This window comes from Vibrio sp. JCM 18905 (genome assembly GCF_055393305.1).
In genome coordinates, this window is record NZ_AP043878.1 from 483,590 (window position 1) to 495,784 (window position 12,195).

General features: G+C 42.6%; 13 protein-coding genes. 6 read left to right on the forward strand and 7 right to left on the reverse strand.

Annotated features, from left to right (window positions below; genetic code table 11):
- Positions 1-239 precede the first annotated feature (239 nt).
- Both ACZ5ZC_RS01995 and ompV read left to right on the forward strand, forming a co-directional pair.
- A complete protein-coding gene (locus ACZ5ZC_RS01995; RefSeq protein WP_046873821.1) occupies positions 240-776 on the forward strand; it encodes a copper resistance protein NlpE in 537 nt (178 codons plus the stop codon).
- A gap of 218 nt (positions 777-994) precedes the next feature.
- Positions 995-1,771: an outer membrane protein OmpV gene (gene ompV, locus ACZ5ZC_RS02000; protein ID WP_005392665.1), complete on the forward strand. Its 777-nt coding sequence runs from the start codon at positions 995-997 to the stop codon at positions 1,769-1,771.
- 75 nt (positions 1,772-1,846) lie between these two features.
- On the opposite strand, the gene ACZ5ZC_RS02005 is transcribed toward ompV, so the two are convergent.
- From ACZ5ZC_RS02005 to ACZ5ZC_RS02015, 3 genes are all read right to left on the reverse strand, one after another.
- Entirely contained in the window at positions 1,847-3,514 is a 1,668-nt protein-coding gene (locus ACZ5ZC_RS02005) for an ABC transporter substrate-binding protein (RefSeq protein WP_054866939.1), read from the reverse strand.
- Positions 3,515-3,674: 160 nt separating this feature from the next.
- The gene (locus tag ACZ5ZC_RS02010; RefSeq protein ID WP_005373936.1) at positions 3,675-4,289 is read right to left on the reverse strand and encodes an outer membrane beta-barrel protein; all 615 of its coding nucleotides are present in this window, start codon (positions 4,287-4,289) and stop codon (positions 3,675-3,677) included.
- A gap of 180 nt (positions 4,290-4,469) precedes the next feature.
- Positions 4,470-5,354, reverse strand: a complete 885-nt coding sequence (locus ACZ5ZC_RS02015) for a LysR family transcriptional regulator (protein ID WP_005392662.1) — start codon at positions 5,352-5,354, stop codon at positions 4,470-4,472.
- A 94-nt stretch (positions 5,355-5,448) separates the two neighbouring features.
- On the opposite strand from ACZ5ZC_RS02015, the gene ACZ5ZC_RS02020 reads away from it, so the two are divergent.
- Positions 5,449-6,345 carry a DMT family transporter gene (locus tag ACZ5ZC_RS02020; protein ID WP_046873824.1) on the forward strand — a complete coding sequence of 299 codons (897 nt, stop codon included), beginning with the start codon at positions 5,449-5,451 and terminating at the stop codon, positions 6,343-6,345.
- A gap of 64 nt (positions 6,346-6,409) precedes the next feature.
- On the opposite strand, the gene ACZ5ZC_RS02025 is transcribed toward ACZ5ZC_RS02020, so the two are convergent.
- The 4 genes from ACZ5ZC_RS02025 to pncB form a co-directional block, all read right to left on the reverse strand.
- A complete protein-coding gene (locus tag ACZ5ZC_RS02025; RefSeq protein ID WP_464931713.1) occupies positions 6,410-7,189 on the reverse strand; it encodes a methyltransferase domain-containing protein in 780 nt (259 codons plus the stop codon).
- A gap of 170 nt (positions 7,190-7,359) precedes the next feature.
- Positions 7,360-7,878: a glycine zipper 2TM domain-containing protein gene (locus ACZ5ZC_RS02030; protein WP_005392659.1), complete on the reverse strand. Its 519-nt coding sequence runs from the start codon at positions 7,876-7,878 to the stop codon at positions 7,360-7,362.
- Between the two features lie 214 nt (positions 7,879-8,092).
- Complete coding sequence (locus ACZ5ZC_RS02035; protein WP_006741341.1) at positions 8,093-8,452, reverse strand: hypothetical protein; 360 nt, start codon at positions 8,450-8,452, stop codon at positions 8,093-8,095.
- A 334-nt stretch (positions 8,453-8,786) separates the two neighbouring features.
- Entirely contained in the window at positions 8,787-10,097 is a 1,311-nt protein-coding gene (gene pncB / locus ACZ5ZC_RS02040) for a nicotinate phosphoribosyltransferase (protein ID WP_048625146.1), read from the reverse strand.
- 299 nt (positions 10,098-10,396) lie between these two features.
- On the opposite strand from pncB, the gene ACZ5ZC_RS02045 reads away from it, so the two are divergent.
- Genes ACZ5ZC_RS02045 through ACZ5ZC_RS02055 form a run of 3 tightly spaced genes read left to right on the forward strand, consistent with a single transcriptional unit; the run spans position 10,397 to position 12,194 of the window.
- Entirely contained in the window at positions 10,397-11,122 is a 726-nt protein-coding gene (locus ACZ5ZC_RS02045; RefSeq protein WP_048624735.1) for an NUDIX domain-containing protein, read from the forward strand.
- Positions 11,123-11,154: 32 nt separating this feature from the next.
- Positions 11,155-11,808, forward strand: coding sequence for an isochorismatase family protein (locus tag ACZ5ZC_RS02050; RefSeq protein ID WP_048624734.1), 654 nt, complete (start codon positions 11,155-11,157; stop codon positions 11,806-11,808).
- A gap of 29 nt (positions 11,809-11,837) precedes the next feature.
- Complete coding sequence (locus ACZ5ZC_RS02055; protein ID WP_054866935.1) at positions 11,838-12,194, forward strand: VOC family protein; 357 nt, start codon at positions 11,838-11,840, stop codon at positions 12,192-12,194.
- The last annotated feature ends 1 nt before the right edge of the window (position 12,195 follow it).

Here is a 12,195-nt window from a genome sequence, read left to right on the forward strand (position 1 = left end):
TTACAGCAATGTGGGCTGTTTTCACTGTCTCTGCCTCCCACCCCTCTAGGTATTTATTTGTAGACTCAAGCTTGATATCCCAATCAACATTTACATTGTTCTGATTTTTCTGACAATTTCATGCTCATATTCGGTTTTATTGACATAGATAGATCATTCTATTGCTTTTTGATGACGCAAATACCTGATAAATGTCTACTATTACTCTCATACAAAATCTTGATTTAAAGAGGGATAAAATGAAAAAAACAATGTTGGCACTAACAGGCGCGGTAATCATTCTTGCAGGCTGTCAAGATGAGAAACCTGCCGAAACAAGCGCAGTTGAAGTACCTCAAGCGACGGAAACTGAAGTCACTACTAGCGCAGAAGTTACTACAGAGACAATTGACACGCTGCCAGTAGCAGAAGAACAAGTCATCACTGAAGAAACATTTGTAGACTCTGAGCATAACGCACAAAATGCCCTTGACTGGAACGGCACATACAAAGGTACGCTTCCATGTGCGGATTGTTCAGGTATCGACATGACCATCACACTAAATCAAGATGGCACTTACGTACTTGAAGAAAGCTACCAAGACAAAGAAGACGGTCAGTCAAAGTCTGAAGGCCAATTCACTTGGGATGCAAACGGCAGCATCGTAACGTTGACAAACGAAGATGCGCCAAACCAATACTTTGTTGGTGAAAATGTACTTATGAAGCTAGACATGAATGGCGAAAAAGTAACAGGTGACCTAGCACCGTTATACAACTTAACGAAACAACAATAAGTTCGTATCGATACCTGATAAATAATCTAAATCCGAGCTACCCCAGCTCGGATTTTTCTTTCCATCGACGGCGGTTGTCTTTCTTATCTTCCTTCTCTGATCTTACATTCCGCTTCTTATCCTGATGGTTCATTACATTTCCATACGCTTTGCTGATAGAGGCTTACAACTTCATTTTGTACAGTGTTCAAAACAAATCAGAACAACTCGGAAAAATGATGAAAAAGACATTAATTGCACTACTAACTCTGACTGCTGCTGGTTCAGCGGTTGCTGGTGATACTTATATTCGTAACGGTAACATCTACAACAATGAAGGTGGCTGGAACGCGGAAGTCGGAGTGGCTCATGGCAGCGATCTTTTCAAAGATCAAAAATACAATACAGCTCCAATTCTAAATGGCGGTTACCATGGTGACGACTTTAACGCCGATCTAAGTGGCATTAACTACCGCTTCTTCGGTAACACCAATGAATTAATCAACATGAGTGCTTACCTTGTTGGCAGTGGTGTCATGCGTGACGGTGATATTGCAAAGAGCCTGAAAGGCACGGATAAACGTCGCTTTGCTGTCGATTTAGGTTTGAACACTGACTTTACGTTAGATCAACACAATGTGATTTCAACATACCTTCAACATGATATCAGTGGTGCTTACAAAGGTTACTTAGCGGGTGCGACTTACTTCCACATTATGAACTTCGGTAGTGTTGATTTTGTTCCTTTTGCTAACCTAACTTATCAAAGTGAAGACTACGTAGATTACTACTTTGGCGTAAAACAACGCGAAGCAAATGCAAACCGCAAAGCGTACAAAGGTGATTCAACAGTAAGCTATGGTTTAGGCTACAAGCTAGTCATGCCAATCAACGATAACTGGCAAGTGAGCCAAATGACACAATACACTCGCCTAGGCAGCGGTATCAGCGATTCCTCGATTGTTGATAGTGCAAATCAATGGGTTGTTGGTGCGAGTGTGTCGTACAACTTCTAACTCTACATTCCACATAAAGCCATCATTGCGATGGCTTTATGTATTCATACTCTATGCTCACCGTATCGAAATATGCTAGTTAGAGTGAGCGATCCAGAGACGATGCAAATCGCTATAACCCGTATTTTTCACCTGAACACCGCGCACTTGCTGTGTTTTTGTCACCTCTTCATAGCCAACAAATAAAGGCAAATAAAGATACTGCTCTCGTAACGCTTTTTCTACGCCTAAAAGAGATTGTAAAGATTGAGCATTTGTCATGGCTTCGCGAAGGTTTTCTCGATGGATCAACATCTGGCTTTGATCAAAACTAAAACGCAAACCTGTTGCTATCGATAGCCATTCAAATACGCCATACTCAAACGGCGCTTCCATGACTTCTTCAATTAGGAGCAAGTCCGCTCGATGTGATACGACTTCAGGAAAACTAATGTCATCAATAATGACGATCTCTAGCTCTAATCCCGTCGCACGAATCACACGGTGCAACCACTCAGAGTGACGAATTAAACTTGGTATCGTCCAGATTGGCTCGGCTAGCGCTACTTTACCCTGTAGCTTAGGCGTCACAACAGCCTCTGCGATTAGTAAATCTTGCTCTTGAGTCGCTAACTGAATGCTGTCAACGGCACTTTGCGCCTCATAGATTCTCTTTTGCGCATTGATGTAATCGGCGAGTTGATGCCAATCTTCTTTTGCGAGATTAGAGTCCGCGCGTTCACGATAGGTCAAATATGAAAATGCGCTGATTTTTTCCACTTCAACGTGATCAGAGGTTTGGTTAAAACTCAACATATTCAGGGTTTTAACATCACCATGAGACAGCGTAATTTGGTCTAACAATGCGCGCGCTGAAAAATATTCTTTGTGTGCTTGAAGAAGCATACTCTCTTGGTTCCAACCACTGATTTTAAATGGTCCGGTGCCTATGTGGTAAGAATAACCAGAACCGAAAGAAACAACATCTCGACAAAGAATAGAAGCGTGAGGAGTGGCTAGCATATATGGAAAAAACATGTTCGGATGTTTCAATGTAATTTTTAAGCAGCTCGATGTTTCGGCAATCACACTGTCAATACATTGCCAGAGCTCGTGTACTGGTCCTTTTATTTCCTTAAGTCTTTCTATGCTCCAAACAACATCTTGTATGCTGAGAAGTTCGCCATCGTGACGATATATTCCAGGTCTCAACCATAACGTCATCACATTGCCTTCCATTTTCCACTCATGTGCTAGCGAAGGCTCAATGCCACCATTGGAATTTTGAGTCAGCAAAACATCATAAACACTTTTCGCCACATGCAGTTCAGTATGACGATAAGTGTTCGCAGGATCGACCTTAGACACCCAAGGATAAGAGGAGATCAAAATAGCGTTATTTGACTCATTCAACTGGTTCACTTTTTCAGAGGCAATCGTCAGCGCCCTGACAGCACTTTGGCCGAACCAATCGATAAGTTTTGTTATCGAGTTCATTCTTCCCCGACCAAGCTCCTCAACCAAAAATTCGGTCATCGCTTGTTGAAGGGAAATAGTAATATTCAGACGACTAGCGTTACTTCTGCCAATTGCAGGTTTCCAATCTACCCAACCGTAAGAGGCAAGCTTTTTCATCACAATAGAAACATTGCGCCTTGACGTACAAATTACCACTTCAAGCTCAGACAGCGTAACGAAGTGATATTGATGAGGTTCAAAGTGCTTTAACAGTAGATCCAGATACCTAAGATTGACATCGTTCACAAAGATTCCTAAGAGTTATTCCAAAGCAAAAAAATAGCACAGGACGCTTAGCAACTAAACTTCCTGTGCTATATCTAAACATATTCAAAGCTTGGACTCAGCTCGACCAACAGAAGTCAAAAACGTGTACTAAGCCAAGAGGTAACTTGAATAAGTATTCTTAGAAACGGTAGCTCATACCTACAGAGAACACGTTGATGTCTGCATCAACCGTTACTTTTTCATTGCCAAATTTCGCAATGTCTAGCTCAGGCATCATGTATTCCCATTCAACTTGTAGAGCAAAATTTTCTGTAATAGCGAACTCTGCGCCTAAACCGTACATGCCTGTCACAGTGCTGTCAGAAATGGTGGTATGGCCTGCGCTACCGTCAATCACAGAGTTGCTAATTTTGAATTCAGCATTGAAGTAAGAAAGACCAGCCTTAGCAAAAAGGTTGAAACGATCACCAATAGGTAGAGTCGCCTTTGGTTGAATCGATAGATACTTCATATCACCAACAGTAACAACTTTGCCGTCTAAAGCGTCGTAGCCACCAATGGCTGCTTCTAGAGAAATGTATTCGTTGAACTTGTAACCACCAAATACTTTACCTGAAAGGCTTGAGTCATCTTCAAGTTTAAGCTTAGTGCTAGCGTTGGTACCACCACCATTGATAGAGCCATTAACATCACCAAACGATGCTTGACCTACCGATGCACCAACGTAAGGAGCTGCGTTTGCAACAGAACATGTTGCTAGAAGGGCTGTCATTAGCCATGTTTTTTTAAACATTGTATTTCACTGCCTGTTAATTATTGAGGTTGTGTTTTGCCCATCCTTAAGCACGTCATGCTATCCATTTCACTCGGTTTCAAAACCAAGTTGATGTTAATGAATAAAAACTCAATAAAACATGAAATATTTAAACACAACTTTGCCACTTTCTTTCTTAATCATGACAATTTAGTCATTTCACAAGCACTGTTGCTTCAACCAATTAGTGAGTTTGATAATTTCCGCCTGCTTGGCTCGGCTCTTTTTATGAATAAAATAAAAGCTGTCCCCCGTCTCTAATCCATGAGAAGGGATATACACCAAATCATGCGCTTTATCTCTTTCATTGAGCATAAAATCATTCGCAAATGCGATGCCTTGGTCATAACGTGCAGCCTCAATTGCCAGCAACATATGACTAAAATGTTGAACATCGACATCTTTCGGCAAAGTGTAACCACCCGCTCTGCACCACTCTGCCCAGTCTTTTCCTCTCTCACGATAAATAGAGTCTGTTGACAAAATAGGATATCGCCAAAGCGCTTCTGGAATGGGTTGATCTTGTAACTCTTTCCAAATTTTATGGCTGCATACCGGATACAGCGTTTCCGCGTATAACTTCACCGACATATAGTTGCGCTTTGGCTTCTCTACCGTGATAAAACAATCACCAACGCTATCTGTCTGCTCAGGATCACCAACAACCATATTGAGTGTCAGATCGATTTCCGGATGTAACCGCTTAAAATCAGACAAACGCGGAATAAGCCACTTTACGGCAAGCGAGCTATAAATCGCTAAACGTATGCTGCCTTTGTCCCCTTCTCTCACCTTTTGGCTGGCCATCGCAATAGAGCTAATTGCCGGGCTAATATCCTCTAAATAACGAGCACCAGTATCCGATAAAGAGAGCTTTCTTCCTTGACGAATAAATAATGACTCGCCCAAATAATCTTCCAATAATCGTATCTGATGACTAACGGCACTTTGCGTCACATTGAGCTCTTCAGCCGCAAGCGAAAAGCTAGAGTTTCGAGCGACAGATTCAAAACAGTGAACCGCTCTGAGTGGTGGCAATTTCATTATCTATAAATCTCATACTTAAACTAATAAATATCACTTCACTTCATCCTATGACATCACCTACTCTTTGGCAAAGAAAGAGGAGAGGAAATAAGTGAAAGTTACATCGGTCGGCGCAGCTATGCTGCTATTAATTGTTGGGAATCTCATTGCGGTGCTTTCGGACTCTTTAATTAAAAGTGTCGGAAATGAAGTGCCTATTTTTCAGTTTGTCTTTTTCCGACAAATTTCCGCAGTGCTTTTCCTACTGCCTGTCTGCTTGCTGACAAAAAAGACTCATTTTCTTGAAGGATTTAAATGGCATGCTGTCCGCGCTCACGTGTGGTTGCTTGGTGCTATATTTATGGTTTTGGCGATTTCATCTTTACCGCTCGCAACTGCGAACGCAATCTTCTACGCCGCGCCATTGATCATGTTGCCGCTTGCAGCAATCTTTTTTGGAGAACAGTTATCTAAGCAATCGGTCGCCGCTGCGATAATGGGCTTTGCCGGTGTGTTGGTCATCATTCGTCCAGATCAAATCGACTGGGCAGCGATTTCGGCTTTAGTTGTGGCTATTACCCTGGCAATCAATAACTTGCTCATTCGAAAACTGCCAAAAAATCAGTCCGTCATGCAAACGTTATTGATGACAAACTTGGCAGGTATTCCAGTAGCCTTCTTGCTTGTTCTGATCGAAGCAGAACCTTGGGACTGGAGTGCTTTCCCTGTTGCTGCTGGCTCAAGTTTGTTCATCATGATTTATGCAGCAACATGTGTCATCGCTTACCGCTCGATCGATAGCAACAAAATTGCCAGCGCTGAATACAGTGGCTTAATTGGTGCCGTGTTTGTGGGATTGATTTGGTTTGGAGAAGTGCCAGATATATTTATGGCTATAGGAACAATAATGATTGTTGTGCCGCTGGTTTGGCTTTCTAAACGAGAACGTCGCAAGAAAAAGCTGCAAGCTCAGCAAGAGCGAGAACAAAAAGAGGCGCACGTTACTTAAAATCGCGCTCTATCTCAAAGACTAAAAAAACCGAGTCGTAAGTACTCGGTTTTTTTATGTGGCTCTAATCCATTCTGATGTAAGCGACCACATGAGATAAAAACTGCCTTGCAAAACGATCATTAAACCGGATGCGATATTCATGATCGGCTTCCGATACTAAACGCCAACCTTCAGCAAAGTACTCTTTTATATCATCGACCGCTTCTTCTTCATTTTTGATGTGTTTCGCGTTCCACTGATAAGTGCAAGAGACAACCATCAGCCCGCCAACCTTGGTGGCTTCTTTTAGAGCGTTGATCACGCTAAGTGGCGACTCACATTGATCAACCACGTTCAAACATACGACTAAATCAAAGCTAGACTGGAGAGTATCGTGCTCAAAAGGTTGGTTAATCAGCGTCAAATCAACATGAGCACATTTTTGCACGATATCTCTATTCTCTACTTCTAACGTGTTTATGGTGTTCACGTCGTGCAGATAAGTTAACTCGACCCGTTGTTCTTCTATTAAAAGCTGCTTAAAGCCATCCATTAACCTATTTGAAGGCTCAACCAGCGTCGCTTCTTTAAGGTTAGGTAAGCGTTGCACTAACTCATAATAGTTTCTTCCCAGCGCCGCGCCAACCTCAAGTAGGGAATACGGCTGAACGCCGCTCTCAAGTGCCATCTGCGCAATAAAATCAGCAACTTGGGAGCAGTGAGGTGATGACAAAAAAGAGAGTGGGACTTGTTTTGAGCGACTGTTTATCGTCTCAATCTGCTTATCTTCGATGAACTTGTCGAACCATTGCGCTTCGAAATAACCAGCTAAACCGCGATCGGTCAGGTAAAAATCTTCCATGTTTTTTCCGTTCGTACTTTTCGAAAAGTGATTGTATCGAACGCTGAAATTAGCTGGTAATTCTGGCTGCACATTCCCGCGGGAAAATAGATGAAAACACCGCTTATGTGAAAAAGCCCTTTCATCTCAAAGATAAAAGGGCTTGTTAATTACTTCGGTTGGGGAGCTAGTTATTGCGGAAGAACAACTTTGCCATCTTGAATTGGGAACGTTTTTGTCGCTGGCTTGCTCGCTAAGCGAACCGTCGTTGGCGCACCTGAAACTTCATAAGTGACATCGTAACCCACTACTTTTTCAGATGTTGTGTATTCTGTGTGGCACTGCTTTTTCGTCGTTGTCACTACATCGCCTTGTTGCACGTTCTCCTGAATCTTACGACCCGTTAATGCACCAGCGATCGTACCAGCTGCAGTTGCAATCACTTTTCCTGAGCCGCCACCGATTTGGTTACCCAATGCCGCGCCAGCTGCTGCGCCGCCGACCGTACCAATTATTTTATTATCATCCGTAGGAGCAACTTGCTCCGTTACTACCACGTCTTTACATACTTGGTGTGGATTTTTCACCGTTTCAGTCACCGCTTCAACCAAAGTAATGTTTGCTTGGGTTGGAGCTGGTGGCGTTTTGTCTTTACAGCCTGCTAGTACAGCAACAACTGCCGTTGCAATTGCGATAGATTTCATATTCATGATTTACATCCCAGTATGGTTTGCTTTGATGAGCGGTATAGTAAATCGCAATTAGGAAATCACATCAGGCGAAAACAAACCCTCTGTCATTAACGAGTAAAGAAACACTGTTTTATAAAAGGTACGTCAAGAAACACTCAACAGAATGTCAACTGAGCTAAAACCGTATCATTACTGATTATGATTAAGCTTGATTAACCTATGAGGCTTATTTTTAAGCCAAGCTTAAAAACAGTTCGTCGTCGGTTAAATACTTATGACGGTGACTCAGGTTACGCACGTGCATAAACATAAAGTCAGGAAAACCAGGAGCAATAATGTTGTTTGGTTCCCAGCATACACCACCAACAAACACATATCGCCCTTGCTTGTCATCTTCGTGAAGGGGGTTATTAAGAGGAGAAGAAAACTCTGCGCGACAACCTTCAATCACACAAACAATTTGTCCTTTAAAAAGGCCGATCACGCGCTTAACAAGATTTGCCTTGATGCCACATTTCCATGCTTGACGAGTGGCCATCTCATAGCCATATTTTCGGATCGCTTTCTTTTGCAAATGTACTACTAGGTTCATTTTGACTCCTGATTCAAGCAATTACGCGAAGCCCAAAGTCATAAAAGCAGATAGACGTCTATACCCGAGTGACCTCATGGTACATGGGAATAAACTACGTGATTAGACTGAGTTTAGTGTCCGATGAAAATACACCTTCCACGATGCTGTAACGTATCGATTTACACCAATCATAGGCACATAGCACATCAAAAAAACAACCTCATTTTCGAGTGCTTTCCTACGCTGTATCTGGTTACTTCTGCGTATTACTATAACGAAATCACCCTCTACGTTTGTCTATATAAATTTGTCGTAACGATAGAGGGTGCTTATCAAGAAGGAGGGATAACGCCTACGCGTCGATGAGATAGTTTTGACCTTCAGTTTCTAGACGATCAATCAATTTACGACACTCATTTAAATCAAGAGGTTGCTCGAAGCGGCGCTTGAGGTTCATCAAAAAGAAGATATCTTCACACATGGCTTTCTCAGGTTCGTCACTGATTTTTGCGACTGGTGAACCATTGCACGTGACCATTTTGATCACGATAGAAAGTGGCTGGTAGGCTTCACCCTCTTTATTGACATAATCACCCATATCGTTCGCAAGAAAAGTACCGATACCGAAACTCACCTGAATACGTCCTTGGAAATACTCGCAAATATCTAACGCTTGTTCGAAGTTAAGTCCGTCTGTAAACACCAGCGTTTTTGTTAACGGGTCTATATTAAGCGACTGATAATGTGCAATCATTTTTTCACCCCAGCTATAAGGGCAACCACTATCGTGACGTACACCGAAATACGCGTTACTTAGCTCTTTATCAAAGTCTTTAAGGAAGGCATCGATACCAATCGTGTCTGTCAACGCAATACCTAGTGCACCGTTAAACATTTTTTGCCAACGTTGCAAAGCCACTTTTTGCGAATCTCGCACATTCACCAGAGCTTGATGGCCCATAAACCATTCATGAGCAACGGTACCGATAGGCGTTAAATTCAATTCTTTTGCTAAGTGGTAGTTGCTTGTTCCTGTCAAACATTCCGGCACTTCCTGGCATAAATACTCCAGCATGGTGCGCTGAGCTTGAAAGGAAAAACGTCGACGCGTCGACATATCAGAAAACTTAAAGTTAGTGATGTTACGACGTTTTAGTTCGGATTTTAGGTACCGAACTTTTTCTTCTAAAACGGTGGTAAATTGCGCTACAGGGATATCTGACCAACGCTGACGGCTACGAACTTCAGACACGATGCTCATGATGATCGTTTCGTACAAAATAGTATCTCGCCACAAACCATTGATAGTAATGCGTAACTGGCTTGAGCCATCGGCCATGGCTTTATTGTGGAAAGAGACATCGCTTTGTGGGTTGAAACGGAAATGGCGCAGTGCATCAACAAAGTCAGGATTTAGGTAAGGCGCGACACGCTTGATGTATTCGATTTCTTCTTGCGTAAATTGAATGTCTTGTAGTTTAAGAACTTCTGCTTTTACCTCTGGTAGCAGTTCAGAGAGATCTTCCTCGCTACGCACAATAAATTTGTATGACACCATCGCATCAGGGTAAAGCGCTGTTACTGCGCTCATCATATTGACTTTGTAGACATCAAAATCCAAAGCGCTTTGAATGATGCGGGAAGAAAATAGTTTGGTGGTCATTAGGTGCCCTTCTACACGCCCTTCCTGGGTATATAACTTTTTGTTACTAACTAATTTGCGTAAACAATAAACACCCATCTATAGTTTGTCAACTTTTGTTACTAACCACTCATTTTTATAAGGTTTTTCTGTCTAGAATTCGCACACAGATTGTGAATAAGTCAGATTCATTCGTAGATTTATACTCAAGGCGTACTATGAAGCACTACCAAAAACGTTTCGCACAACTCGTTACTTACCCATTGATTGACCACTTGTTATGCGCTAGATTACTTACAAATCAATATTAGGACCCAACCATGATCGTATCTGTCGACATTATTCCATTCAGGCTATCAGGCTGTGCCGATAAGGGATTGGAAGTGTTGTTGATTAAACGTTCAAATCCAAATCGGCCATACCATGGAGTCTGGGCACTACCGGGCGGATTTGTCTTTGATAAAGACTTAACCAGTGAAGGAGGACGCCCGGCCGATGAAAACTTTGAGGCGGCGCGTCGCCGAATTTGCCGCGAGAAAATCCATACCTACCCTCGTCATTTTAGCGAAGCGTTTATCGACGGTGATCCAAAGCGCGATCCAGAAGACTGGAGCTTAAACATTACGCACTACGCCTTGGTCGATCGTAACAATGTAGAGCAAATCAACAATGCAGGTGTACCAGAGTGCCAACTTAAATGGTTTTCGCTACAGGCTATACTCAATGGAGAGGAGCCCCTCGCGTTTGACCATCAAAAAACCATTGAAAAAGCGTGGCAGAAGCTTCGTGCATCCATTGAATACACATCGGTTCTTTTGTTTGCATTAGACAAAGAGTTTTTGGTTGCCGACATCATTTCTGCTTATCAAGAGTTTGGTATTGATATTAGCCGAATGACGATTAAGCGCCGCTTGATAGATTCAGGCGTACTAAAACCCACCAATAAAGTCGCTTCTACCAACAAAGGCAAAGGTGGAAAACCCGCAATGGTATATACGCTGACCAGCGACGAAGTAACCTTTTTTCAAAACTGTTTGCGTGGATAAACGCAGGCAATCAGACAGACAAGGAGTCTGCCATGACTGTTCGAGTAAACTATCAAACTACAGCAGTGATCGACGTTGATCCAGAGAAAGGCTTTAGTGAGTTATGTCCAAATGAACTACCCGTTGCAGGTGCGTTGGAAATCGTACCGGAGCTTCTGAGTAATCATGCCAAAGGCCGATTAAAACTGGTGAGCCGTGACTTGCACCCACCGAAAGCAAAATGGGATGCAGAAACACCAGCCAACATGCTTGAACCCGTCGGTCTACCCAATGTGGATATAAAATGGAACCGCCATTGTGTGCTTGGCACAACAGGTTCAGAACTTTTAGACGGTTTACCACCTGTTTTGGACTATGATTTTCAAGTTAATAAAGGCATGGATCCTGATGCGCATCCTTACGGTATTTTCTTCCATGACATTGCCGATACTAAAACGACAGGCGCACATGAATTTCTAAAATTCAACGGGGTTGATACCCTAGTGATCGGTGGTCTCGCGCTAGATTTTTGTGTGAAGAAATCCGTCATGCAAGCACTGGATCTTGGCTACAATGTGGTGGTCAACCTTGCTTCAACTCGCGCAGTACTGCCTGATAATGTTGAAAATGTGCTTACAGAGCTCAAGGATCAAGGCGCATTATTTGTCGAAAAAGCGGATGACATCATCGTAGAAAAATTCGCCTAGAGACGATAGTAACCGAGAAGGATTTCACTATGCATCAACATGAAAAATTGAATTACGTTGAATTTGGTTCCACCAATATTAACGCTACAAAACAATTTTTTGAGCGTACCTTTGACTGGACCTTTATCGATTATGGTCCTGAATACTCTGCATTTTCAGGACAAGGGTTAGATGGCGGATTCTTCAAATCTGAGTTTGTAAACCAAACCGCAAATGGTGGCGCACTTTTAGTGTTTTATAGCTCAGATATTCAGGCCACGCAGATAAAAGTTGAGCAGCATGGTGGAAAAATTATCCGCCCTATTTTCGAATTTCCCGGCGGCTGCCGATTCCACTTCACCGAACCAAGTGGAAATGAATTCGCAGTATGGTCGGAGAGCAATTAGT

What these genes read in the sequence shown, in the direction of transcription:
- ACZ5ZC_RS01995 (WP_046873821.1), top strand. Translation starts at nt 240, where the DNA reads ATGAAAAAAACAATGTTGGCACTAACAGGCGCGGTAATCATTCTTGCA.
- ompV (WP_005392665.1), top strand. Translation starts at nt 995, where the DNA reads ATGAAAAAGACATTAATTGCACTACTAACTCTGACTGCTGCTGGTTCA.
- ACZ5ZC_RS02010 (WP_005373936.1), bottom strand. Translation starts at nt 4,289, where the DNA reads ATGTTTAAAAAAACATGGCTAATGACAGCCCTTCTAGCAACATGTTCT.
- ACZ5ZC_RS02015 (WP_005392662.1), bottom strand. Translation starts at nt 5,354, where the DNA reads ATGAAATTGCCACCACTCAGAGCGGTTCACTGTTTTGAATCTGTCGCT.
- ACZ5ZC_RS02025 (WP_464931713.1), bottom strand. Translation starts at nt 7,189, where the DNA reads ATGGAAGATTTTTACCTGACCGATCGCGGTTTAGCTGGTTATTTCGAA.
- ACZ5ZC_RS02030 (WP_005392659.1), bottom strand. Translation starts at nt 7,878, where the DNA reads ATGAATATGAAATCTATCGCAATTGCAACGGCAGTTGTTGCTGTACTA.
- ACZ5ZC_RS02035 (WP_006741341.1), bottom strand. Translation starts at nt 8,452, where the DNA reads ATGAACCTAGTAGTACATTTGCAAAAGAAAGCGATCCGAAAATATGGC.
- pncB (WP_048625146.1), bottom strand. Translation starts at nt 10,097, where the DNA reads ATGACCACCAAACTATTTTCTTCCCGCATCATTCAAAGCGCTTTGGAT.
- ACZ5ZC_RS02045 (WP_048624735.1), top strand. Translation starts at nt 10,397, where the DNA reads ATGATCGTATCTGTCGACATTATTCCATTCAGGCTATCAGGCTGTGCC.
- ACZ5ZC_RS02050 (WP_048624734.1), top strand. Translation starts at nt 11,155, where the DNA reads ATGACTGTTCGAGTAAACTATCAAACTACAGCAGTGATCGACGTTGAT.
- ACZ5ZC_RS02055 (WP_054866935.1), top strand. Translation starts at nt 11,838, where the DNA reads ATGCATCAACATGAAAAATTGAATTACGTTGAATTTGGTTCCACCAAT.